Consider the following 24,194-nt stretch of genomic DNA (forward strand, 5'->3'; position numbering starts at 1 on the left):
GGTGTATCTCGCTTAGTCGTCGGTGCAGCCGGCCCCGAGCTTTTCATGGTTGAGTTGCGCGACCAGGACATAGCTGCCCGCCGTGGCGATCTGCTCGCCGGACCGAAGGCCCGACCGAATCTCAACACGGCCATCCTCTTGAGCACCGATCGACACAGTTCTCGCGGCGAAGACGGTGCTGTTCACTCGCACGAAGACCACGTTGGACGTGCCATCCCATTGGACCGCCTCGCTCGGTACTACGACCGCGGCTTCCGCTCGGGCGACCGCAATACGAGCACGCCCGAACGTGTGGGCCAGGACGCGGCCATCCGCGTTCGGAATCTCGGCACGCACCTGGACGGTTCGGGTCTTCTCATCTACCTCCGTGCTTGTCCACACCACGCGACCGCTCACCGTCTCATCAACAACGCCGTCCGGCGTGAACGTCAGTTCCTGTCCGACGACCACGCGCCGTGCGTCCGGGGGCGCGAGCGACGCCGTCACCCACATCCGCGACGTGTCGGCGACGACGAAGAGTGCCTTGCCGGATTCGACCAGTTCACCAGGGACTACGCCTCGTGAGATCACCACGCCGTCAAGCGGCGACACGATCGGAAGCAGGTTTGCTGTAGTGCGGTCAGCGTCTAGGTCCGCGACGATCGCGGACGGAAGGCCGAGCAGCCGAAGGTCCTTCGCCGACGAGACGGCGCCGGCGGCGAGCGCCGGCGGCGTGAATCCAAGGTTGATGAGGGTCTGCTGAGTGTTGAAGAGGCGAATCTCGGCTTCCTTCAATTCCGCCTCCGCGGTTACCAGGTCCGCTTGGTTGCGGAAACCCGCCGTCGTGGACGTGCGAAGCCGCTCCACTGCTACCCCGCGAGCTGAAACCTGTGCCGCCGCTTGGAGGTACTCGGTCTTGGCCGTCCCGACCGCTGCGGAGTCGATCAAGGCCAGCAGGTCGCCGGCTTTCACCCTGTCACCCGCCTGGACACGCACCATCGTGACGCTGCCGGCCGCACGTGAGCCGACCTGCGCGTAACGGGTCATGTCGTAGCCCACCTCCGCGTTTGCTGTGACGACAGAAGCGATGGGGCGGCTCTCTGCTTTCGCCGTAACGATGCCGGCCTTGCTCACGGACTCGGGCGTAGCGAACTGCACCGGCCGGGGTTTCTCTGGCGTCCCGTCCGCAGAACCCGCTTGGAGGGTCGGAGAGCTCCCTTCGCTATCTGGGACCGCCGCCTTCCCGCGGCAGATCAAGCACTGCGATTCGGGCACGCCGTGCTCCATGCACCAGTCCGCACGAGCGGGCTTCTCACTGGAGACCAGCGATGCCGCTGGCGGCATCTTCCAGTGCAGTCTGTGGCCCACCACAGCCACAACCCCGAGGAGGCCGAGCGTGAGAACGGTTGGAAGGCCATGCAGGAGTGACCGAGCGGTCTGAGTTGCGATTCGTTTCATGGGTTGCTCCCATTGTGCAGAGGTGTTGGAGACTCTGATTCTGGTTCTTTCGCGATGAGCCGCCAGACCGGAAAGCCGCTGAGTGCTTCAAGGTCAAGGAGCGCACGCCGGTACGCCGTGAGCGTGTCGAGATACGCGCGACGTGTTCGCAACGACCGTTGCTGAGCCGTTACCCAGTCGAGAACGTTTAGCTCGCGGGCCTGGAACGCCGAGCGAAAGAGCGTCTGATTCCGCTCCAGAAGCGGAATGACTTCGCGGTCCTGAATATCAATCTCTGCCTTCGATGCACGAACGCGCGCGAGGGTGGAGGCGGCCTCTGACCGCAAGCGGTGAAGCTCCGCAACGTACTCTGCCCGCACGTGATCGCGAGCCGCCGTTCTTTCGGCGATCTCTCCCTGATTGCGGTCGAAGATCGGGACTTCGATCGATGCGCTCACCCCGGCATAGTTGTCGCTCGCGCCCTCATGGCTGTAGAGGGGGCCGGCTTTCAGTTTCGCATACTGCCGGGACACCGCGAGCATTAACTCATCCTCCGCGACCTGGTATTGTGCTTCCCGGGCCTTCAAGTCGAGCCGGCTCGTCAAGAGCCGTTCACCAAGGGTGTCGTCATCGGGGAGCTCGACCAGCGGAATCTCAAGCGGCTTTCCAGACGCTTCAAGCCTCACGGTGGTGGGAGGGGGAAGTCCCATTGCTCTATTGAGTGCAATCCTCGCCTGTTCCAGTTCTGCTAGGCCAAGTCGCCGGTCACGCTGGACTTCAACCAACTCCAGATCGACAGCCGACACATCAAGGTCGTTGGCCTCGCCGACGACGCGTCTTTGCCGAAGCAGGTCCGATGCTTGCTGCCGCAACGCGACTTCCGAGTCCAAGATAGCGACGGCCTGCTCAGCGACCAGGACATCGAAAGCGAGGCGTCGCACATCGGCCGCGAGCGAGTATTCCTTCGCGAGAACCTCCGCGCGCGAGAGCTCGATCCGCGATGCCGCCACAGCTTGCCGCGCCGACCGTTCACCAGGTTTGAGCAACTCAAATAGCAGGTCGGTGTCGAGCTTGAACCCATTGGTTCCGACGATACCGAGGCCGAATCCGACACCAATCTCTGGATTCGGCAGCGTCTTGGCCTTGATGAGTAATGCTTCTGACTCGCCGATACCGGCTCTCGCTGCCCGGAGATCCGGGCTGAGAACAACAGCGACGGCCATGAGTTCGCGGTCGCTCAAGCCGTCTGTGGGGTCAAAGACATCCGAGCCGTCTGCGGCTTCCGACGCGCCCATTTCGACTTTGGTCGCCGCGGGGATCGTGTGACTATTCAACGCGGCAAGTTCGGCGCGCGGGTCCAGGGGCCGCGGGCTATAGCTGACGCAACCGGAGAGGAGGCCAACGGCCGCGAGGCTCAGGCCGAGGATGATCGGGCTTCGCAAAGGAGTTCTCGTTCTAGATGCTGAGTGACGTAGACGCCGCTGCAAAGGCAGACAGCACGCGTGACCGTCAAATCCGTCCAGCGGGACAGATCGGCGGACCATCACCGTTCTAGATGCGCAGGATTACCGTCGCGATATGATCACGCGGAGGAGCGTGGTATGTCGGCAGAAAAGCCAAAGGCCGGAAGTCGGTGGCGAAGTCCGGGAGGACTGCAACGACCGTTAAGACCGCGACGAACACGTGCGTTGCCAGCTGGTCATTCACCCGCTTCGAGTCGTCTAGCCGAACCACAGAATCGTCCGCGGCCGGAACGTCCACACAGCCACAGCCACCATCAGTAAGCTGCGCATGGTCGGTCGGCACGGCCCGGTCTTGGTCGCATCCTTCAGACCCGTGGCAGCCCGGACAGTGCTCCGCGGGTTTCTGAGACCCCCCCGTGTCCAGCGTGCAGCAGGACAACGCCGCCCACTCCAAGTTCTGTGTCCCGTCCGCGTCCGTGCAAACCATCCGCGGCCCCAATAGGCCCACGGTCATGAGCTGGAGCACCAGCATCATCATGGAGATGTACGGGGAAATGGCTCGCACTGCCCACTAGCTTAGGTCAACGCTTGGCAACCCGCCATTTGCGTTCAGCCAGCGCCCGACCACTACGTTGATGAAGCGGGAGACGTGCCCCCTCTCCCGCTCCAAACCTCACCCTCTACCCCCAACGAGCAGGTTCAGATCGATCCGGCAATGTCGATAGACGGGTCAATCACCGTGACGCGCGGCGTCAGTGCCTGTGGGCTTTGCACCCTATCTGCCTTTCACGGTTTCACGGGTGAGCAAAGCCCGGATTCCGGGTTCCCAGTCCCCTATCCCCGCCACAAAAAGTTCAACTGGCGTACTGTCACCCCGATTGACGATCTAAACGCCCGCAGGCGAACACCCTGCGGGCGTTCTCGTTTTGGGGCTTGACTGATCGCTTGTTCGGCAGCACGTTCTTGCACAGCATTCAATGGCGTGATACACCGGTGGTATGGGTGAGTACACGGCCGTCATTCAATGGAAACGAGCCGGTGCGGCCTTCACAGATAACCGCTACAGCCGTGAGCACCTCTGGCGATTCGATGGCGGGATTGAAGTGCCCGCCTCATCCTCACCGCAAGTTGTTCCGGTTCCCATGTCGGCTGTTGCGGCGGTAGATCCGGAGGAGGCGTTTATTGCCAGCCTGTCCAGTTGCCACATGCTCTGGTTTCTGTCCATTGCTGCCAAGCGCGGATTTGTGGTCGACAGTTACCGTGACGAGGCGCTCGGAGTTATGGCCCGGAACTCGGCCGGCAGAATGGCCATGACGCTCGTCACGCTCCGTCCCGCGGTCGAGTTCGGCGGCGAGAGACTCCCCGCGGCGGACGACCTCATCACCCTGCACCACGAGGCGCACGAGCAGTGCTTCATTGCCAACTCTGTGCAAACCGAGGTCAGGTGCGAACCGATCCAATAGGCGGCCGTCTTTGTCATGCACTCTTGATCATCACAGCGGAGATCGCCAGGCTCCACTCGCTAACGCTCTCCAAGAAAAGTTCTATTGGTGTCCTGTCACCCCGACTTTTCGAGAGATCAAGCCCTTCGACGAGCGTGTCGGAGGGCTTTTTCGTTGTGGGGACATGAGTTGCAGCGCAGTTCTGATGGTTCAAATACCTGCGCCGCACGGGCGAAGAATCACCTGAAATCGGCTGACTCATGAGAGGATTTGAACTCTCCACCCCAGCGCACAGAGCAGTTTCGGTGCTGGACGGCTGCGGCCACCATCGGGGGTGCTCCCGGCGGTTGCAGCGCGGGATACGCCCGCTCCGGTCTCGTATCCTCCAGTGCAATGCTGCTTGAGATCTCCACGACGCATACCCCTGCCGGCGACCTGGGTTACCTGCTTCACAAGCATCCGGGCCGGGTCCAGACCTTCAAGCTGGCGTTTGGCGATGCGCACGTCTTCTACCCAGAAGTGACCGCCGAGCGCTGCGTCGCAGCCCTTCTCATCGATGTCGACCCGGTGGCGCTTGTTCGAGGCAAAGGTCGCGAGCGAACGCTTGACCAGTACGTCAACGATCGTCCCTATGTGGCTTCGTCAATGCTCGCAGTGGCCATCGCCCAAGTATTCGGAACCGCTTTGGCCGGGAACTGCAAAGACCGCCCGGAGCTGGTGACCACGCCGATCCCCTTGTCCGCTCGGATCGCATCGATTCCGTGCCACGGAGGCGAAGATTTGCTCAAGCGGCTCTTCGAGCCGCTGGGTTATCGCTTGGCCGTCACCTCGCATCTCCTCGATGAGCAGGTTCCAGAGTGGGGAGCGTCGTCGCTATTCGCGGTCACAATCGATGCAACGAAGACGCTGTCGGACCTACTAAGCCATCTGTACGTACTGGTCCCTGTTCTCGACAACGAGAAGCACTATTGGGTAGGCGACGACGAGGTTGCCAAACTCCTCCGTCACGGTGAGGGGTGGCTGGCGGGGCATCCGGAGCGAGATCTCATCGCCACCAGGTACCTGAAGTACCGACGCAATCTTGCGGACGACGCGATCAAGCAGTTGCGTGAACAGGACGGCGAAGGACCCGAGGAAATCGAAGCCGATTCGCCAGATGACCCCCGCGAGGAGGCGGCGGAGCGCCGGCTCAGCCTGCATCAACAGCGGCACGGCACTGTGCTCTCGGTGCTCCAGGCCAAGGAAGCCAAACGCGTCATCGACCTGGGGTGCGGCGAAGGCAAGCTGGTTCGCGAACTGCTCAAGCACCGGGCCTTCGAGAGGATCGTCGGGATGGATGTTTCCCACCGAACCCTGGAGATCGCCGCGGACCGTCTCAGGCTGGAGCAGCTTCCGCCGCTGGTGCGCCAGCGTGTGGAACTCTTCCACGGCTCGCTGATGTATCGAGACAAGCGGCTGGAGGGATTCGATGCCGCTGTGCTGTGCGAAGTGATCGAGCACATGGACGAGCCGCGGTTGTTGGCGATGGAACGTGTCGTGTTCGAGTTTGCCAAACCCGGGGTCGTGATCGTGACCACGCCCAACAGCGAATACAACGTGATGTGGGAGAGCCTCGACGCAGGGGCTATGCGCCATCGGGATCATCGTTTCGAGTGGACGCGTGAGCAATTCCGCACTTGGGCAAGCGCGGTCTGCGCTCGCTTCGGATACGGGGTGGAGCTACGGCCAGTCGGTCCGGAAGAGCCGAATGTTGGATCCCCTACGCAGATGGGGGTGTTCACCCGTGGCCGTTGAGATCAAGGTTCCTGAACTCTCCCTTGTGGTGATGATCGGCGTCTCCGGCTCCGGAAAGAGCACGCTCGCTCGCCGACTATTCAGGCCGACAGAGATCCTCTCCTCCGACACTTGCCGGGGCTGGGTGTCTGACGACGACAACAATCAAGAGGCCACCGGCGACGCCTTTGATGTGCTCCACTATGTAGCTCGCAAGCGGCTCGCACGGGGCCTGCTGACAGTGGTCGATGCCACGAATGTCCGAGCCGAGGATCGCAAGCCGCTGGTCCAGTGTGCGCGGGAGTTTCATTGCCTCCCCGTCGCCATCGTGGTCGATACTCCCGAGCGTACCTGCCACGATCGCAACGCGATCCGACCAGATCGCAGCTTCGGGCCTCACGTTATCCGCAACCAGAAGATGGCCCTTCGTCAGGGGATGCGTACGCTGGAACGTGAGGGGTTCCGTCATGTATTCTTCGTGAGCACGCCAGAGGATTGCGACGCCGCGACGCTCGTTCGCGAACCACTCTGGAACAACCTCAAGCACGAATCCGGACCGTTCGATATCATCGGTGACGTTCATGGCTGTTACGACGAGCTGGTCGAACTGCTCATGAAACTTGGGTACGGCCTGACGCAGATCCCCGGCGATCCAGAGGGACTTTGTGATCTGCTCGGCCCGCCAGGCATGTCGCGGAAGCTAGTGTTTGTCGGGGACCTGGTCGACCGCGGCCCCAAGACACCGTCTGTCCTTCGGCTGGTGATGAAGCTGGTTCAAGAGGGCAAGGCCCTGTGCGTACCCGGTAATCACGACATCAAGTTGCTCCGAGCTCTGCGTGGCAAGAACGTGCAGATCACGCATGGGCTGGCGGAATCACTGGCACAACTTGGGGCCGAGTCCGAGGAGTTTCGGAGGCAGGCTGCAACTTTCATTGACGATCTGGTGAGCCACTATGTCCTCGACGGCGGTCGCCTTGTGGTGGCACACGCGGGAATGAAGGAGTCCATGCAAGGACGGGGCTCGGGGGCAGTTCGAGAGTTCGCCCTCTTCGGCGAGACCACCGGAGAAACCGACGAGTTCGGCCTACCCGTTCGGTACAACTGGGCCGGCGAGTATCGGGGCAAGGCTGCCGTGGTGTACGGACACACCCCCGTGCCCGAGCCCGAGTGGCTCAACAACACCGTGTGTATCGACACCGGATGCGTGTTCGGCGGATCACTGACGGCGCTTCGCTGGCCGGAGAGAAAGTTCATCAGGGTCCAGGCTCACGCGAAGTACGCTGAGTCGAAGAAACCCTTCCTTCCCGAAGAGCAGCTTGCCCCGCTGTCGCTGCAACAGCAGCACGACGATGTGCTCGACCTTGACGACATCTCGGGCAAGCGGCATATCGAGTCCCGGTTGATGCGAACCATCACGGTGCGTCAGGAGAACGCCGCAGCAGCCCTGGAGATCATGAGCCGTTTTGCGGCCGATCCACGATGGGTCATCTACTTGCCTCCCACGATGTCGCCGTGCGAAACCAGTCGGGAACCGGGGATGCTTGAGCATCCGCGGGAAGCATTCGAGTATTTCCGAACCAACGGCGTTGGTCGCGTGATCTGCGAAGAAAAACACATGGGATCGCGAGCGGTGACGATCGTCTGTCGCGAGCCCGAGGTTGCCTGGAAGCGGTTCGGTGTCGCCCCGCCTGTGACCACGTCGAAACTGTTGGGGGCTGACGCGGCAGCAGACACGCTTGGCCTGATTTACACTCGCACTGGCAGGCCATTCTTCAACGACCGCCTGACCGAGCAAACCCTCATGCGGCGCCTTCGTAATTCGATCACACAGTCAGGACTGTGGGATGAACTCCAGACAGACTGGATGTGCCTTGATTGTGAGCTCATGCCTTGGTCTGCCAAGGCTCAGTCGCTGATTAGGGAGCAGTACGCCGCCGTGGGCGTTGCCGCCATGACCGGCCTCCAAGGCAGTGTCGCCGCGCTCGAACAGGCACAGGCCCGGCTTCCGGAGGTGAGGTCGCTGCTTGACCGCCATCGCGAGCGACTGGAGCTAGTCCGAAAGTACACGGCCGCGTACCGGCAGTATTGCTGGAACGTCACCACTGTTGACGACCTTCGGCTCGCCCCATTCCACCTTCTCGCGAGCGAGGGGAAGGTTCACATGGACCGCGACCATGTCTGGCACATGGAGTCGCTCGCCCGCATCGCCGCCGCCGGAGATCCGGTGTTTCTCGCCACACCCTCCAGGATCGTGGACTTGTCGAGCCAGGAGAGCGAGGATGAAGCCACGAGTTGGTGGACAGCCCTCACGTCTCGCGGGGGTGAGGGCATGGTGGTCAAACCGCTGGAGTTCATCGCCAAAGGACCCCGTGGCCTGCTCCAGCCAGCGATCAAGGTCCGGGGACCGGAGTACCTGCGGATCATCTATGGGCCGGAGTACACGCTGCCGACCAACCTCGACCGCCTTCGATCGCGCGGGCTTGGGGCAAAGCGGTCGCTCGCTATGAAGGAGTTTTCGCTCGGAGTAGAGTCCCTCGAACGGTTTGTGCGGCGGGAGCCTCTACGACGGGTTCACGAGTGTGTATTCGCGGTGCTCGCGATGGAGAGCGAACCTGTTGATCCGCGGCTGTGAGGCCCCTTGCCGCTTTCACGGTTTCACGGCGAGCAAAACCCGCGTTTCTAGCAGGCCGTTGAAGAATGGCGGCGAAGACCGGCAATGTCGATAAACGGTCTGACACCGTGAGGAGTGCATCGGTGCCTGTCGGCCTTACGACTATCGCACAACTCTTCGAAACCACCTTGGCGATCAGCAAACGGCATATCCTCGGCTCCCAGAGCCTAACGCCCTCCAGGAAAAGCTCTATTGGTGTACTGTCACCCCGATTCAACTCAGTAGAATCACGACCAGGCCACCGCACTATCTCACCCGCTCGAGGAGCACTCGCCGTGAAGCTGCTCGCATTGGAGGTCGAAGAACCCGGCACCTCGCCAGAGGCGTTTCGCCCTCACCTCAGGGAAGAAGCTAAGGCCCTCTGGGAACTCTACCTCTCCGGCATCGTGCGCGAGCGTACTTCCGCCCGGACCTTCACACCGCGGTGCTTGTTCTGGAATGCCCCGACGCGGAGCGTGCGAGAGAAGCCTTCGCGTCTTTGCCGCTGGTTCGTCACAATCTCATCCACTTCGAGGTCGTCCCGCTCACTCCCTACTCTGGGTTTGAAAGGCTATTTACGTCGAGCGCGTAAGCCTATCAGTTTGTTCGTCGCTTAGCCCCGCTGCCAAGCAGATGGCGAGGAACAGAGACAGAACAGATCTCGCGACCTGCAATCCGTTTACCGGACTGATTCAAATCTCTGTCGATGGGGCCAGTACGTTGTGGAGAATACTGAAGCCATGCCTGACGCGAAGGCACGAACCCCGATCAGTGAATCCGTCACCATCACACCATGTTCCCACGACGATTGGCCAGCTGTGACACGACTGCTTTCCGAAGTCTATGTCGGCGAGGGTTTCACCTCGGCGGAACGCGCCAACACGTTTTTTTGTCAAGAGCAGCTTGAGCCCGCGGGGGCAGTCCTTTGTGCGAAGATAGGAACGAGTACGGTTGGCGTCGTGATCCTGCTCCACCGCGACAGCCCGCTCAAGCAGGTCTCGCTGGATGAAGAGGCGGAGTTCAGGCTGCTTGCCGTGCATCGGTCGGCCCGCGGGAGGGGCGTTGGTGAGGCGTTGGTCGCCGAGTGCATTCGGCGATCCGCGGCGCCGCCGCTGGCCGCTCGATCGCTCGTGCTTTGGACGCAGCCGCGAATGACCGCCGCGCAGCGGCTCTACGAGCGGACCGGCTTCCGTCGCGCTCCGGAACGGGATGCGCTGCTTCCTCCGTATCCCCACGGCCCGGACGGATCGCTTGTGGAGCGATGGGTGTATTGCCGCGGTCTTTGGGGCCCGCGCTAGCCCATCCTGCTCAGCCGTCTCTCGAGTTGCGCCTTCACCCCCAGCCATTCGTCGTCCACGATGCTGTAGTGGACCCAATCGCGTACCGCCGGTTCCGTTCGATCCAAGGCCGCCGGCATGATCCTGGCCTTTCTGAGAACACCTTCCCGCACGGCTCCAAGCTTGGCAATGGCCGCCTGGCTGTGCATATTCGTGCCATTGGTGGTCAGTTGCACACGGATTGCGGTGGGTGAAAGTGACTCAAAGGCATGTCGCAGCATCAGATACTTGGCCTCGGGATTAGCGCGCGTGCCGTGATAGGCGCGTCCGATCCACGTCCGGCCGATCTCCAGTCCCCGATGCTCTGGCTTGATGTCCATGAACGTCGTTCGTCCGATCGCCTGTCCCGCTCGCTTGTCCCGGTCATCGCAGGCCAAGACGATCGCGAACGCCACGGTGCCTGGAAGAGAGATGACTTTCGTCAATTCCAGCTCAAAGCCTCGAACGGACCACTCCGGCGGCGCCTGCATGCTGTGCCGGAAAAGCTCCTTGTCAGCCACCGTGAAGAGATCGACTGCGTGATGGGCCTCCAGTGGAACCAAGCGAATTGTGCGAACCAAGCCAGGGCAATCGAGCGTCATCGGAGTGATCCACGAGACCGAGTTCGTCTGCGTCATGCTTGCAGTCCTGATCTGAACTGATCGACTCCAACGGTTGTCGCTTCGTCACCGACGCTCCGTACTCCTCGCGACATGGCTCTCGCAGAGGCTCAATAAGATACAACTCATACCAAGATGCTGCAAAGCGTATCGTCGGTGGGCGAGATGACCCAGTTGTCGAAGCAATCGCCGCGCATCAACGGGCCAATCGAACGCACTCCAAGCCCAAAGGTCAGCGGGAGTCCGGGTATCCCGTTTTTTGCGAGTCCACGGACGGCTCAGATCGGCTGGGTTCCGGGTGTATTCGGCCCGAAACTGTCGCCCTCCAAGAAAAGTCCTGTTGGCGTACTGCCACCCCGATTAGCACACGAGCGCCTGTGAGCTTCGGCTTACGGAGTCTTTTGTTTGACTGATGCCCAGCTGGAGCCGGGTTGCAGAAAACTCGATGGCTACTTTGCCGTGCTCAGTTTCGCTCGAATCTCTTCCATGAAGTTCACGACCAAGTCGATCCGGTTCGTCCGCTCGTTCTCTCCTTCCAAGATCACCATCAATCGTCCGTCGTGCGACCACGAAAAGTTCCTGGTCTTCAACTCCTTGATGCTGTACAGCGTCTTTGGCAGCGACGCGGAAAGCGTGGGCTCGGTCCGCATCTGCATGCTCATCACCTGCTTGTCGCCATCGATGAATCGGATCTCCTTGCCGTCTGGGCTCCACCAGGCAGCGCCATCATGCCCGCTCGTTGAAAGCTGAACGCGCCCGCCCGCGGCGTCCCGCACTCCCGATCCCGCACCGGTGAAGCGTTGCACGTACAGCTCGTGACGCCCGGACTCCACTGAACAGAACAACACCCACTCGCCATCGGGGGAGAACCGCAGGGCGTGCTTGTCAGCCGGGGAGTTCAGGTAGGGTGTGGCCTTCCACTGTTGGCTTCCCGCTTCTTGCTCCAGCATGAGCACGTCGCTCCGGTTAATCTTCATATCCGTCGGGACAATCGCGAGGAGTTTTCCATCGGGTGACCACGCCGAGGGCTGCAGGAACGTCTGTTCAGCGAGCGGCATTGTGAACATCTTGACCGCCTCGCCCGCTCCGCTTGCCGGCCGTTCCAGGATCGAGAACTGGTCTTTCGCGAACGAGCCGTGCACGATCCGCTGTCCGTCTGGGCTCCACATCAGGCCCATGGCAAAGCCCTGGATCGGGATTCGCGTCGACGTTCGGCGTGTCAGGTCCTGCACCCACAGTTCGGAGCTCAGGTCATCCGGGCTGCTCACCTCCAGGTTTGCCAGCACGCGCCCGCCATCCGGAGAGACCGAGATCTCCGAGAAGGCTCGCGTCGGCCCGGGGATTGGTTGGGGCTGGCCCTTGTCGTCGAGCCATGCCAGGCGCCGGTCCGACAAGTCGCTGGGCTGCGTCGACAAGGCAAGCGTACCGCTAATCGAGAGGCTGAACGCGCTGGCCGGGTTGCCGCTCCACGCTCTCACGGGGTCGCCGAGTGTGCGCAGTTCGCCCAGATCAAACCGCACTGCGACCAAGCCAGCCATGTCGGCTCTGAGCGCCACCAGCAGGTTTCCCCCTTGCAGGGTGTCAGTCACGAGTTGTGCGGTGCCGGCGTCGGGGAGCACCATCCTCCGTGCTCCCGTGGCGAGGTCGATGACTTCGGTATTGACCTTGATCTTCTCGCCCGCAATCGAGACATGCGTGACCAGCAAGGACCGACCTGGAACCAGCGGGGAAAACCTCTCCCAGCCCTCAATGCCCTCGGAGCGTTCTTCGCTGAGGATGACCCGTGGCTCGCCGCCGGAGGCGGCGACGGCGTAGATTGTCGTCCCCATCTCCGGCGCAAAGACCACTTCACGGTCCGATGTCCAACCCAGTTGGAACTGTCTTCCCTGGGTGAGATCACAAATCGTCTCGGGCTTGCCCGAAGATCGACCATTGTCGATTGCAACCTTCTTCAGGCTGAACTTGGTGCCCGCACGGTCCTTGGCGCTGCAAAACGCCAGCCATCGCCCGTCCGGTGACAGCGCGGCGGTCCTGGCTCCCTCTGTGCCTTGGATAATGCTCGTTTCGTCGCGGTCTAGGCGACGCACCACCAGCACCCCTTCGGGCTTGGTGCTGTCGGGGTCGAGTTCGGGCCACGCGGCATAGACCACGAAGCTCGCGTCCGGGGAGATGCCCACCAGCGAGCGGAATGGTGGCTTGCTTTGAACCGTCGTCGAGACGTGAAAAACCTGTGGAGGTGCAGCGGGCACGGCTCGCGTCAGTCGGCTGGCCGCGAGCCACCCGATTCCTCCGGCGAGCACCACGAGAACGCACGCCGCGCCGACCGCCCCGGTTCGCGACCTTTGGGGCGAGGCCGTCGATCCCGCGGCCGCAGACCACTCCCGCCCGCCGATGGCACGATCGAGTTCGAGCCGCGCATCACCGATGTCGTGCAGGCGATTCCTCTTGTCCTTGGCGAGGCAGTTCGTGAGCAGTTCGCGGACACGGCGCGGCGTGCTGGTCGGAAGCAACTGAGGGTCCGACTCCTTGTGCAGCGTCGCCCCGATCGCGTCGGCTACGGTCTCGCCGGCGAAGGGTTGTGCGCCCGTCAGCATTTCGTAGAGCACACAGCCAAAGGAGAAGATGTCGGAGCGTTTGTCGACTGGCTTGCCGCGTGCTTGTTCGGGGCTCATGTAGCCCGCAGTGCCCATAATCGCGCCGGGGATCGTCGGCGAATGCTGGACTCGCGCGGGCGAGGTCACCGTCGGCGAGTCGGGCTTGGCGAGCGTGGCAGAGGACGAGGGTGTGCCCTCCTCCGTCCGCGCAAGCCCGAAGTCCAGCACCTTCACCACGCCGTCGGGCGTGATCATCACGTTGCCGGGCTTGAGGTCGCGGTGGATGATGCCCTTCTCGTGCGCGACTTCCAAGGCCTCAGCGATCTGCTTGGCGAGCGGCAGCGACTCATCGACCGGAATCGGTCCCTTCGCCAGTCGGTCAGCGAGCGTTTCGCCCTCGACGTATTCCAGAACCAGATACTGGTGCCCATTCGCCTCTTCCAGCCCATAGATCGCGCCAATGCCGGGATGGTTCAGCGAGGCGAGAACCTTGGCCTCACGCTGGAAACGGGCCAAGCGGTCCGGGTCTTGCGCGAGGTGCGCCGGCAGAGCCTTGATCGCCACCTGCCGATCCAGCCTCGTGTCGCGGGCGAGGTGCACCTCACCCATGCCGCCACGGCCGAGTTCGCGTTCGATCTTGAATGGGCCGATAGCTGCCGGGCGCATGGGTGGCGAGTGTACGGGTCCGAGGGATCACCGTGCCGATTGAACCCTTGCGGAGATCACCAAACGCCGGGTCCGCGACTCCCATACCCCAACGCGTCCATGAGAATGCGAGTGGGCCCTATCGCCCAGACTCATCCCTAAAGCCCATCGAATCAAGGACTTGCGAGGCCATGTTTTCTTGAGAGTTTTGACTCTTGCCCTTGCGCGTTGCTCTCGGTGTGACCACAGTACCGCTCGGCGATGACGAAACCGGCGCCTCTATCGGTAGCATTCATCACATGAGCACGCGCGACACGATCGGCACAATCCTGGACATTCACGCGATGGTCCAGCGATTCCTCGTCGAGGCCGTCGAGGACGTTCCGGACTCCCGCATGACCAAGCAGCCAGGCTCGATCGTCAACCACCCGGCCTGGACGCTCTCGCATCTCAACGCGTACGCGGGCGTGTTGCTCTCGATGCTCGATGACCCGAGCGTACCGACGGCCGACACCGAGATGGAGCGGTTTGGGTATGGCACGACGCCTGTATCCGACCGCGCTGCCTATGCGACGAAGCTCGAACTCCTTGAACGGTTCAGAGATCGGAACTCGCGGCTTGCGGCGGTCGTCGCCGAGAGGCACTCAGACTACTTCCCGAGACCCTCGCCGGAGAAGTTCCATCCCTACTCGCCGACCATCGGACACATCGCCATTACGCTGCTTGTGGTGCACCCTCCGCATCACCTGGGCCAACTTAGACAATGGCGCCGCGCCGCCGGAATCGCGGAACGGGTGTGAAACGGTGAGTGACAAAAGAGAATCTCTTCAATGAAGACGACGTGTGCTGATTTCACCCACAGATGGGACGCTGGAGAAGTAGATGGCAAAGACGCCGGAGTTCAATCATCCACACCCGAACGCTCGCCAAGAGCGGTTTTATTGGTGTACTGCCACCCCGATCCGAACGGAAGTCCTTGGATGACAGAGCTTCCGCTTGTTGTTGCGCTCGGGTGGAGCGGTAGACCAAGGCCAAACTCTCTGAACCTAGCGCCTAGAGGCCGAGTCGGGCCCGCTTCTGGTCCCACTCGGCGGCTTCTCGCTTGTTGTCCGTCGCGATGCCGCCGCCGCGACCGGCCATCTGGCCGCGGATTGCTTCGATCTCGAGGCGGGTGAGGTGGACGCTGTCGAGCTCGTAGTCCCGCCAGGCCTCCATGGTGATGGGGACAATGGGGCTGATGAGCGCCGCCATGGCGCCGGCGTACTCGCGGATTTCGGACTGCGCGTGGGCATCCATCCGGAGCGAGAGGAACCGGAGGATGTTGTGCAGGTCGCACTTCCAGTACCACTCGGTGTAGACGCTGACGGGGAGGGCGATGCGGGCCATCTCGCGGGACACGCCCTTCTCGGTGAGGCCGAGGTACTTCTGGTACAGCGCCTCGGATTCGTCAAGGAAGGTCAGGAACTCCTCCGCGGTGCGCACCTCGTCGGCGGGAGCCTCGGGGGAAACGACGAACTTCTCCTCGCCGCCCTGGCGGTTGCTGCGGCTCTGCTTGCGGACGTTCTCCAGGGAGGGCCGGTAGAAGCGATCCGGGAGAATGGAATACCTGGCCGAGTACTCGTTAACGTTCGCTGTTCGGTGGCGGATCCACTGGCGGGCGATGAAGATCGGCATCGCGATGTGGAACTTGAACTCCACCATCTCGAAGGGGGTCGTGTGGCGGTGGCGGAGGAGGTAGCGGATCAGCCCGCGGTCCTCGGAGACCTTCTTAGTGCCCTGTCCGTAGGAAACGCGGGCGGCCTGGACGATGGCCGCGTCGGCGGTCTGGCCCTGCGGGACCAATCGGGGCATGGCGTCGATCAGCGCGACGAACCCGTGCTCGTGGATTCTCACCTCGCGGCGGGCGGCGCCGTTCATGACGTCGATGAACGGGGGTCCTTCGGCGGGGATATCCCGGATCTCAACGCCGTCGGCGGGCGTCCCGGGGAGTTGAGGATGTGGCACCGGTTGCTTCCCTTCAACCAGACTGTGGCTCATGGTCCGTCCTTGTAGGCCGCCCGCCGGTGGGTGTGTACCACAACGGCCAACCGACAGCAACCGACACGGTCTGCGGTGCACGCGGGCAGTCAGCGAGCGGTCACGAGCTTGAGCCTTGCGGTTCCGGTGAGCGTGCCGCGGCGGTAGGCGACTTCGACCTCATCGCCGGCGTGGTACTGGGAGAGGACGCGGACGAGTTCCGACATCTCCCGGACGGGCTTGTCGTCGACCGACATGATGACGTCCCGCATACGGAGCCCGCCGGTATCGGGCCGTGCCTGCGGACGCTGGCCTCGGCGCTGCGAGAACCCCCCACCGGTGGGCCCGGCGCTCACCAACGAAGTGATCACGATGCCGTCGCCGTCGCCCGCATCCATCTGGAACGGGAAGGTCGCCATCCCCGGCTGGATCTCCTCCGGGACTTCGGGCAGCACGCGCAGCCACGCGCGGTAGTCCCGCTCGACCTGGTCGACCGGCTTGCCGAAGACCCGCTCGAAAGCAAGGCGGCCTGATGGATCCTCGTCGTACCCACTGGTGTACTGCGCGTACCACTCCGCGAGTTTCTTCTTGTGGGCCAGGTAGAGGAAGATGGCCCGCGACTCGGCGTACCGCGAGAGTGGTTCGCCCATCACGAAGCGCTTCTGGCTCATCTCAAACAGGCGACTCCAGGGCATGAGAGACCCGGCTCGGGCACGCTTCTTCGCCTTGTTTGTCCGCCAGGACGGGAGCACGACCATCTCGCCGTCGGGGCCAACATCGACATCCTCGACGAGGCTGCAGAGGCCTTCCATGATCCAGGTCGGGTGCAGCTGGCCGCGGGCCCGCATGTCCCGCCAGTGGAGGACATGCCAGAACTCGTGGCGGATTGTGGGACCGAGGTCCTGGGCGACAAGCTGCTTCTCGTCGTCGCTGTAGGCGCCGCCGACGTTCTGCCAGATGGCACCGTACCGGTTCACCGCCCACTGCTGAAAATCGGCCCGTGTCGGGAGGACGACGAGCACCCACGGGGCCGGACGGTTGGCGGCCAGCGGGTCGTCGGGGCCGCGAACATCATCGATCCACCACTTCGCAAGCCGGTTCACTTCCAGCTTGGCCTGGGCGAAGGTCTTCGCGTTGAACGCCGAGGCGTACTGCAGCCGGAGTGACGGATCGGTCTCGAAGGTGTACGCCGGGCCAAACTGGGTGCGGGCCTGTTCGAGGCGTGCCTCGGCGCGGGCGTCGATGATCTCGTCCCATGAGCGGACAATTGTCTCGTAGAGATCGGTGCCGTGGAGGGCCCTGAGGTTCGGGTCGGACTTGAGTTGCCGGATGTCGCTGAACCCACGGGCGACGGACTCCTTGAGGAACTCGCCGGCCTCATCGAGCTTGCTCTGCATCGAAAGGGCGCACGCCAGGTTGTAGGGCGGGACGAAGTTGTCCTTGTCGATCGTGGTCAGGCGGCGGAGGGTGACCTCGGCGCCCGCCCAGTCGCCGGCGTCGTACTGGGCGTCAAACTCCCGCTCGAGCCGGCGGATTTCCGCCTTGGTCGAGCTGTCGGGGCCGGCTGCTGCCGGGAGAACCGCAGCATTCAAGGCGATTGCCGCGAACGCCAGGACGAGCCATCTGCTCCATCGGCGTGCGCATGCCTGCGGGTCCATCAGGGTCGGATCCTTGCTCGGGCTCCCTCCAGTTGGACGCGGCCGGAAAGGAGCAGTTCCAAGGCTTCCGGGTACGCCTCGCATTCGAGCCGGAAGACGCGTTCGGCAAGCGACTCGGGGGAGTCGTCCTCGCGCACTTCGCAGGCCCGCTGCACCAGGATCGGGCCGTGGTCGAACTCCTCGTCGACGATGTGCACCGTGCATCCGGAGACCCGGCAACCCGCCGCGAGGACCGCCTCGTGAACCCGGTGGCCGTACATTCCCTGACCGCCGAAGGCGGGGAGCAGGGCGGGGTGGATGTTGACGACGCGGCCGCGGTATTCAATCGGGACGTTGATGTACTTGAGGTACCCGGCCAGGACGGCCCACTGGGCTTGTGCCGACTGAAGCAAGGAGGCGAGATCAGCGCCGGGAATCACGCCCGGAACGATCCGGGTGTCGAGGCCGCGGTCGCGGGCCCTCTGCGCGCCGAGGCACTCCCGCGAAGCGATCACGATCGAGACGTGGGCGTTCAGTCGGCCGGATTCGATCCGATCAAGGATGTTGATCAGGGTCCGTCCGGAGCCCGAGAGCAGGATCCCGAGCCGCGGCGGCGTGCTTGGACCGAGTGTGTGAGATGGTCCGGTCATGCGGGCACACCCGGTGCTAACTCAGGGAACCCATCGCCTTGGCGCGGTCCGGGGCGATCGGGATGACCTTGTCGAGGTGCGTGAGTTTGAGCAGGTCCTTGAGTTCGGGGCGGAGGGCGTAGACGACCATCTTGCCCCCGTTCGCCTTCGCGCTCTTCATGACGGTGACGAGCATTCCGAGGCCGACCGAAGTCAGGAATGTCACGGCTGAGAAGTCGACGCAGAGGCGCCAGCCGTTCTTGGCGCCCGCGGCCGAGAGTTCCTCCTGGATGATCTCGGCCTCGCGGGTGCTGATCTTCGGGCAGTTCACGACCGCCGCGGCGATTGGCCCTTTAGCGGTGTGGACGGTTTCGACCGTAGTAAACGTGTGTTCGCTCATGAAGGAATGCTCTTATGCAATCGGTCCGCCGGCGCCTTCCAACCCGGCCGGGGGCTGGGCAAAGGGAACGGGCCTCCCGTGGTCGTCCACGGAGACCATGGTGAGCGTGGCCTCCGTCACCGGTACCACCGTGCCGGAATCGACCCGCTCGGACTCGACCTCGACATGCACCGTGACGCTGGTGCGGCCGACCCGGATAGTGCGCGTGTAGAGGGTGACACAGTCGCCGACGAAGACCGGCTGCTTGAAGATCACGCGATCCAGCGCGACCGTCACCCAGCGGTGGCGCCTGTGGCGCTGCGCCTCGACGAAGCCGGCCTGGTCAATTGCGGAAAGGATGACGCCACCGAAGATCGTTCCGTAGTGGTTGGTATCGCGCGGCAGCATTACCGTGCGCAGGGCCAGGTTGCGGGGATCGGCGTTTGGCGGACTACCGGACATGATGCAAGGGTACACGAACGGGCATGGGCGGGCGGAAGGTGGCGACGGGGACATGGCGATTGAACCCGCGGCGGCGCGGCCGGTACGATCCGGGATGGCAGGCACCCCCACGGCATCCGGTTCGATCGAGGCGGTCAAACTTGACCAGGTCATGGCGCTGAGCCAGCCGGAGCTTGTCGCCAGATTCGGTGCGGGCGTTGAGGCCTTTGATCGACGGGTGTTTGAACTGGATGACGCCGGTCTGGACACGGCGTTCCTTCCCTCTGCGGGGGTGGGGCGGTGGCCCTGCCGCGTGCTTCTCGGGCACCTTGCGGATGCCGAGTTGTCGTTTGTGCAGCGGCTTCGGCGGATCGTGGCGGAGGACGGGCCGGTGCTGGAGGCATGGGACGAGAACGCGTTCATCGACCGCGCCGTGATGTACGGAACCCCCCAGACGGGGTCGCGGTTCCCCATCGGGGCATTTGTCGCAACGGTCCACACCCTGCGCAAGTGGACGCACGAGTGGCTGGCGGGGCTTCCCCCGGAGGCTTGGGCGAGGACCGGAATGCACACGGTCCGTGGGGAGATGACATTCCGAACGGTCCTGGAATATGACGTGTGGCACCTCGAGCACCACGCGTGGTACCTGAATCGCAAGGTGGAGCGGCTGCTGGGACCCGGGGCGGTCGCACCGCCTCCCTAGACTTGCCCGAATGGACCCGATCTTCGATCAGCGCCGGTACTTGATTCCCTTCCGATCGTCGCTGCTGCCCCAGATCTTCACTGACGTTCTCGTGATCGGAGCGGGGGTCGCCGGGCTGCGGGCGGCCATTGCCGCGGCCGAGTCGCCCGAGTCGGGCTTGAACGGTGCAACGGCTGGCGCGGACGTCATTGTTCTTTCCAAGGAAGAGCCGTCGCTGTCGAACACCGCCTGGGCTCAGGGGGGCATCAGCACGGTTCTCGATTCGCAGGACTCCTTCGACGCCCACGTGCGCGACACGCTTGATGCGGGCGCCGGGTTGTGCGACGAGGCCGTGGTGCGGCGCGTCGTCGAGGGGGCGCCGAGCGGTTTTCGGGACCTCACGCGATGGGGCATGCGATTCGATGTTGATGAGACCGGCAGCCCCCGGCTCGGGCGAGAGGGCGGGCACTCGGCTCATCGCGTGCTCCACGCGGGCGGCGATGCGACGGGGCTCGAGTTGGAACGGTGCCTGCTTCAGCGGGCCCGGTCGCTGAGCACAATCCGGCTCTTCACCAAGTGCTTCTCGCTCGACCTGCTGACGCCATCACCGGAAGTCGGCTCTCCTGTGCTGGGGGCGATCACCCATCACCCGAGGTACGGCCTGCAGGTGATCTGGGCCAAGGCAACGATCGTGGCCTCGGGCGGATCGGGGCAGTTGTACCGCGAGACGACCAATCCGCGTGTTGCGACCGCAGACGGGATCGCGATGGCGTACAGGGCCGGGGCCAGCGTGGCCGACATGGCGTTCGTTCAGTTTCACCCGACCACACTGTACCTGGCGGGCGCGCCGCGATCGCTGATTACCGAGGCAATCCGGGGGGAGGGCGCCCACCTGGTCGACGAGTCCGGCCACCGCTTCATGCTCGAGTCGCACCCGCTGGCCGAGCTCGCCCCGCGGGATGTTGTCTCTCGCGCCATTGTCCGGCGGTTGTCGAAGCACGGGGGATCTCATGTCTTCCTTGATGTCCGCCATATCCGCGAGTTTTCGGCGCGGTTCCCATCGATCAGCGCAATGCTTCGACGCTTTGACCTCGATCCCGCGACCGACCTGATCCCCGTCAACCCGGCCGCCCACTACATGGTGGGAGGCGTGCTGACGGATTTGGACGGCCGAACCGACGTGCCCGGCCTCTATTCCGTCGGCGAAACCGCCTGCTCGGGGCTTCACGGCGCCAATCGCCTGGCGAGCAACTCGCTGCTCGAGGGACTGGTTCTTGGAGAAGCAGCGGGCCGTGCCGCGGCCGGCGTGGCCCGATCCGGACGCACGCCCAGCGCCCCTGTGCCGCTGGTGTCCGATATCCGGCCGTCGGATCACGGCGAGTTGGACCTTGGCGATGTGGTCTCGTCGCTCCGCTCGGCGATGTGGCGGAACGTGGGGGTCGAACGGAGCGGGTCGAGACTGTCAGACGTCGGCGACATGATCAACTTCTGGGCCCGGTACACGCTGGACAAGATCTTCGATGATCCCACGGGATGGCAGGCGCAGAACATGCTCCTGGTCGGCACGCTGATCGCCAAGTCCGCCGCGTGGCGGGAGGAATCCCGCGGCTGTCACACGCGTACAGACTTCCCGGAGCCCCGCGAGGGCTTCCGAGTGCACGACGCCTGGCAGCGTGGCGCCAGCAACCCTGAGTTGCGGCCGGCCGGGTCGGCGCCCGCAGTGCTCGAAGGGAGTAGCCGTGAGGATCGGTAGCACATGCCGGGTGGTCCTGGTGGTCGCCTCGGCGGTGCTTGCCGGGTGCGGCCAGGAGGAGCGGGTCGTCCAGTACAAGCCGTTCTTTGCGGGCCTGGAAGGGGCCAAGACCGGTGAGCCGGCGGTGCTCGGGAACGGATCGTCGGCCGCCGCGCCGACCGATGAGAGCGACCTGATCAAGACGCTCCCGGACGGGCGAAAGACGGTCAACGCGAGGACCGTCCGACAGTTGATCCTGGTGATCGAGCAGCTGCTGGCCGAGCCCGATGACGAGTTGATGTTTGACCAGGTGATCTCCGAGACCACCAAGCAGCACCTCATCTCCCAAGGGCGGGACCCGAAGGCCTACGTCCAGTATCTCCACGCCCAGCGCCGCGAGATCGCGAGGCTCTTTGCCCGCATGCCGCTGGGCGAGCACTCCCCGACCGTGATCTTCGAGGCGACCGACAAGAACCAGTTTGTGGTGCGTCTGACGGGCGCGGCGGCCAACGGCCTGTATTTCACCAGGATCTGGGTCGCGATGGACCGCGGGCGGTACCGGCTGGTGTGGATCTCGTAGCGAGCGATTGGCGTTACTGACGGCCGGATGAACGGGCCCTGAGCGTCACCGGGAGCACCATTTCCTTGCCGTCCCGATCAACGGTGACCGTTACGACGTCGCCGGGCTTGTGCTGCTTGAGCATCTCGGTCCAGGCCTCGACCGAGTCGATCAACTCGCCGTTCCACTTCATAAGGCGATCACCCTTCTTGATGCCCGCATCGGCCGCCGACGTGCCCGGAAAGACGTCCCCAACCGGCACACCGGGGTCGGTGTCTCCGTAGGAATCGGGCATGATGCCGAAGCGGATGCGTGTGCCGGAGACCGAGGAGCCCGCGGCCGGATCGGCGCCGGGGAGTGCCCCGTGGTCAACGGGCGCGCGTGCCTCGGTCTCCCTGAACGGGAGGCCATCATGGCGCATCGCGAGCGTCGTCGCGATCTTCTGCACGAGATCCGCGACTTGAACGCCGCCCTCGAAGTTGATGAGACGGCTGACATCTCGCGGCGTGTGGTACTCGGGGTGGAACCCCGTGAAGAAGAAGAGCACCGGGATGCCCCCCGCGTAGAAGGAGGCGTGATCCGATGGCCCGCGCCCGCCCGGGAGGATCTTGATATCCAGCCCCGAGGAGTCGAACAGTGGCTTGAGGATGGCGTCGAAGCCGTCGGCCGTGCCGGTGCCGTTGACCTCCAGCTTGGAATCCCTGAGCCGCCCGATCATGTCCATGTTGAGCATCGCGTAGATGGACGCGGCCTCGAGAGGAGAGTTCCTGACGAAGTACCTGGAACCGACCAGCCCGATCTCTTCGCCGCTGAATCCCATGAAGAGGATCGATCTGGCATTGGCGGTCTCCGGCAGCGCGGCGTACTCGCTCGCGATCCGCTCGGCGAGCAGCAGCATGCCGGCGGTGCCCGAGGCGTTGTCGTCGGCGCCCGGGTGGGTGGGCCCCTCCTCGTTGAGCCTTGAACCGCCGAGCGAGCCGTCTCCAAGGTGATCAAAGTGGGCGCCGATCACAACGTATTCCTTCGCCAACGAGCCCTTCCCGGCGAGGACTCCGGCTACGTTGGCCGACGACCGTGCCGGCCGATCAATCCGAGTCAACACCTTGGCGGTGACGCCGTTGAGAGGGATGACCCCGTTCCCCGCATCGGCGAGGGCACGCAGCGCGGCCAGCGAGCGGCCCTGCTCATCGCCCGCGCGGACGAGGGCCTCCGCGGTCTGCGTCGACAGCATCATGACCGGAATGTCGAGGGGCCGCCCGAGCCGGCGTGTTGACGCCGCGGTCTCGATCGTCTTTGACCTGGGATCGTCGACACCCGGGGGCGCCGCCACGAGGATCGCCGCCGCGCCCCGCTTCGCAAGCGCCGCCAGCCGGGGGTAGAGCGCCGCGGACGGGCTCCACTCTCCCCCGTCAGTAAAGGCGCTCTTGCCCACGGCATTGAGAGGCTCGAATCGCAGGACGAGCACGACCTTGCCGGCGACATCGTCACCCTCTCCGAACGATGAGAACGACTCATGGCCCGGCGGCCCCGATTCGATGCCGTAGCCGACGAACACCACCGGGGCCTCGAGCGACGCCGAGCCCGATACGGCAAGAGCCTGGAACGCGCCGGTGTCGCCCGCGGCATCGGCAAAGAGCACCGGGGAGTCGTCGGTCGCGCGCGTAATTGCGAGCGACTGCTCCGCGACCACCGTGTCTCGTCCGAACTCAAACGACTGCCGGAAGGATCCCCTCGGGGTGACGACCTCGGTGCCGTCGTGCGCGGTCTCGGTTACGGGAAAGGCCGGGGCCAGCCCGAACTGCCTGAACCAGAACTCGATGTAGTCCGCGGCGAGTTCGTTGCCCCTGGTACCGGAGCCCCGGCCCTCCATGAAGGGGTTGGCAAGGGTCGTGACATGCTCTCGATATCGGGCCACCGCGTCGTCGTGCGAGGCCATCGGGCTCGGAGGGGCGCTGAATGCGGCCGACGCGGGAACGGCCCACAGGACCAAAACGAGCGAAATGCGATACGGGTTCATTGGGGGTCCTCGTGGCGCGGGGAGTCATCCGAGACACGGTAGGTCCTCCAGGGAGCTGCCCCGGCGGCGGGGGCGGCACGGATCACCGTCCAGACCCCTTCCATTTCTAGCAATCGAAGGGCCCCGGCGCTACGATGGGGGTGTCGCCGGAACAACCCTGTTCCCGGCCTCGCATGCACCGCT

The 24,194-nt window shown here is 63.8% G+C and carries 18 protein-coding genes; 8 read left to right on the plus strand and 10 right to left on the minus strand.

Going from position 1 to position 24,194, the window contains the following annotated elements:
- Positions 1-12: 12 nt before the first annotated feature.
- Complete coding sequence (locus KF745_03410; GenBank protein ID MBX3357454.1) at positions 13-1,113, minus strand: efflux RND transporter periplasmic adaptor subunit; 1,101 nt, start codon at positions 1,111-1,113, stop codon at positions 13-15.
- A 320-nt stretch (positions 1,114-1,433) separates the two neighbouring features.
- Entirely contained in the window at positions 1,434-2,858 is a 1,425-nt protein-coding gene (locus KF745_03415; GenBank protein ID MBX3357455.1) for a TolC family protein, read from the minus strand.
- Positions 2,859-3,877: 1,019 nt separating this feature from the next.
- On the opposite strand from KF745_03415, the gene KF745_03420 reads away from it, so the two are divergent.
- From KF745_03420 to KF745_03435, 4 genes are all read left to right on the plus strand, one after another.
- On the plus strand, positions 3,878-4,342 hold the full coding sequence (locus KF745_03420; GenBank protein ID MBX3357456.1) for an OsmC family protein: 465 nt from the start codon (positions 3,878-3,880) through the stop codon (positions 4,340-4,342).
- Positions 4,343-4,714: 372 nt separating this feature from the next.
- The gene (locus KF745_03425; protein ID MBX3357457.1) at positions 4,715-6,115 is read left to right on the plus strand and encodes a 3' terminal RNA ribose 2'-O-methyltransferase Hen1; all 1,401 of its coding nucleotides are present in this window, start codon (positions 4,715-4,717) and stop codon (positions 6,113-6,115) included.
- On the plus strand, positions 6,105-8,726 hold the full coding sequence (locus tag KF745_03430; GenBank protein MBX3357458.1) for a polynucleotide kinase-phosphatase: 2,622 nt from the start codon (positions 6,105-6,107) through the stop codon (positions 8,724-8,726). Before KF745_03425 ends, KF745_03430 begins: the two co-directional genes overlap by 11 nt.
- A gap of 836 nt (positions 8,727-9,562) precedes the next feature.
- Positions 9,563-10,042, plus strand: a complete 480-nt coding sequence (locus KF745_03435) for a GNAT family N-acetyltransferase (protein MBX3357459.1) — start codon at positions 9,563-9,565, stop codon at positions 10,040-10,042.
- Here the strand turns inward: KF745_03435 and KF745_03440 are convergent.
- Together KF745_03440 and KF745_03445 are read right to left on the minus strand one after the other, a co-directional pair.
- Entirely contained in the window at positions 10,039-10,698 is a 660-nt protein-coding gene (locus KF745_03440) for a GNAT family N-acetyltransferase (GenBank protein ID MBX3357460.1), read from the minus strand. The genes KF745_03435 and KF745_03440 overlap by 4 nt on opposite strands.
- A gap of 431 nt (positions 10,699-11,129) precedes the next feature.
- Entirely contained in the window at positions 11,130-13,940 is a 2,811-nt protein-coding gene (locus tag KF745_03445) for a serine/threonine-protein kinase (GenBank protein MBX3357461.1), read from the minus strand.
- A gap of 278 nt (positions 13,941-14,218) precedes the next feature.
- Between KF745_03445 and KF745_03450 the strand changes: the two genes are divergently transcribed.
- Positions 14,219-14,719, plus strand: coding sequence for a DinB family protein (locus KF745_03450; GenBank protein ID MBX3357462.1), 501 nt, complete (start codon positions 14,219-14,221; stop codon positions 14,717-14,719).
- A gap of 253 nt (positions 14,720-14,972) precedes the next feature.
- Here KF745_03450 and KF745_03455 read toward each other — a convergent pair whose 3' ends face one another.
- The 5 genes from KF745_03455 to KF745_03475 form a co-directional block, all read right to left on the minus strand.
- Positions 14,973-15,956, minus strand: coding sequence for an FAD-dependent thymidylate synthase (locus KF745_03455; GenBank protein MBX3357463.1), 984 nt, complete (start codon positions 15,954-15,956; stop codon positions 14,973-14,975).
- An 89-nt stretch (positions 15,957-16,045) separates the two neighbouring features.
- The gene (locus KF745_03460; GenBank protein MBX3357464.1) at positions 16,046-17,593 is read right to left on the minus strand and encodes a PDZ domain-containing protein; all 1,548 of its coding nucleotides are present in this window, start codon (positions 17,591-17,593) and stop codon (positions 16,046-16,048) included.
- Entirely contained in the window at positions 17,593-18,222 is a 630-nt protein-coding gene (locus KF745_03465; GenBank protein MBX3357465.1) for a phosphoribosylglycinamide formyltransferase, read from the minus strand. The genes KF745_03460 and KF745_03465 overlap by 1 nt, the downstream gene beginning before the upstream one ends.
- 16 nt (positions 18,223-18,238) lie before the next feature.
- Positions 18,239-18,601 (minus strand): STAS domain-containing protein, encoded by a 363-nt coding sequence (locus KF745_03470; protein ID MBX3357466.1) that lies wholly within the window; start codon positions 18,599-18,601, stop codon positions 18,239-18,241.
- Between the two features lie 12 nt (positions 18,602-18,613).
- Entirely contained in the window at positions 18,614-19,042 is a 429-nt protein-coding gene (locus KF745_03475) for an acyl-CoA thioesterase (GenBank protein ID MBX3357467.1), read from the minus strand.
- 94 nt (positions 19,043-19,136) lie between these two features.
- Here KF745_03475 and KF745_03480 point away from each other — a divergent pair, with 94 nt between their 5' ends.
- From KF745_03480 to KF745_03490, 3 genes are read left to right on the plus strand one after another with little or no spacing between them, the layout of a single operon-like run.
- Positions 19,137-19,724 carry a DinB family protein gene (locus KF745_03480; GenBank protein ID MBX3357468.1) on the plus strand — a complete coding sequence of 196 codons (588 nt, stop codon included), beginning with the start codon at positions 19,137-19,139 and terminating at the stop codon, positions 19,722-19,724.
- Positions 19,725-19,734: 10 nt separating this feature from the next.
- A complete protein-coding gene (gene nadB / locus KF745_03485) occupies positions 19,735-21,456 on the plus strand; it encodes an L-aspartate oxidase (protein MBX3357469.1) in 1,722 nt (573 codons plus the stop codon).
- Positions 21,443-22,015, plus strand: coding sequence for a hypothetical protein (locus KF745_03490; protein MBX3357470.1), 573 nt, complete (start codon positions 21,443-21,445; stop codon positions 22,013-22,015). The genes nadB and KF745_03490 overlap by 14 nt, the downstream gene beginning before the upstream one ends.
- A 13-nt stretch (positions 22,016-22,028) precedes the next feature.
- Here the strand turns inward: KF745_03490 and KF745_03495 are convergent, their stop codons facing one another.
- The gene (locus KF745_03495) at positions 22,029-24,011 is read right to left on the minus strand and encodes a M28 family peptidase (protein ID MBX3357471.1); all 1,983 of its coding nucleotides are present in this window, start codon (positions 24,009-24,011) and stop codon (positions 22,029-22,031) included.
- Positions 24,012-24,194: the final 183 nt, after the last annotated feature.

The organism is Phycisphaeraceae bacterium, from assembly GCA_019636655.1.
Lineage (GTDB): Bacteria > Planctomycetota > Phycisphaerae > Phycisphaerales > UBA1924 > JAHBXB01.

What these genes read in the sequence shown, in the direction of transcription:
- KF745_03420 (MBX3357456.1), top strand. Translation starts at nt 3,878, where the DNA reads ATGGGTGAGTACACGGCCGTCATTCAATGGAAACGAGCCGGTGCGGCC.
- KF745_03425 (MBX3357457.1), top strand. Translation starts at nt 4,715, where the DNA reads ATGCTGCTTGAGATCTCCACGACGCATACCCCTGCCGGCGACCTGGGT.
- KF745_03440 (MBX3357460.1), bottom strand. Translation starts at nt 10,698, where the DNA reads ATGACGCAGACGAACTCGGTCTCGTGGATCACTCCGATGACGCTCGAT.
- KF745_03445 (MBX3357461.1), bottom strand. Translation starts at nt 13,940, where the DNA reads ATGCGCCCGGCAGCTATCGGCCCATTCAAGATCGAACGCGAACTCGGC.
- KF745_03450 (MBX3357462.1), top strand. Translation starts at nt 14,219, where the DNA reads ATGAGCACGCGCGACACGATCGGCACAATCCTGGACATTCACGCGATG.
- KF745_03455 (MBX3357463.1), bottom strand. Translation starts at nt 15,956, where the DNA reads ATGAGCCACAGTCTGGTTGAAGGGAAGCAACCGGTGCCACATCCTCAA.
- KF745_03460 (MBX3357464.1), bottom strand. Translation starts at nt 17,593, where the DNA reads ATGGACCCGCAGGCATGCGCACGCCGATGGAGCAGATGGCTCGTCCTG.
- KF745_03465 (MBX3357465.1), bottom strand. Translation starts at nt 18,222, where the DNA reads ATGACCGGACCATCTCACACACTCGGTCCAAGCACGCCGCCGCGGCTC.
- KF745_03470 (MBX3357466.1), bottom strand. Translation starts at nt 18,601, where the DNA reads ATGAGCGAACACACGTTTACTACGGTCGAAACCGTCCACACCGCTAAA.
- KF745_03475 (MBX3357467.1), bottom strand. Translation starts at nt 19,042, where the DNA reads ATGTCCGGTAGTCCGCCAAACGCCGATCCCCGCAACCTGGCCCTGCGC.
- KF745_03480 (MBX3357468.1), top strand. Translation starts at nt 19,137, where the DNA reads ATGGCAGGCACCCCCACGGCATCCGGTTCGATCGAGGCGGTCAAACTT.
- nadB (MBX3357469.1), top strand. Translation starts at nt 19,735, where the DNA reads ATGGACCCGATCTTCGATCAGCGCCGGTACTTGATTCCCTTCCGATCG.
- KF745_03495 (MBX3357471.1), bottom strand. Translation starts at nt 24,011, where the DNA reads ATGAACCCGTATCGCATTTCGCTCGTTTTGGTCCTGTGGGCCGTTCCC.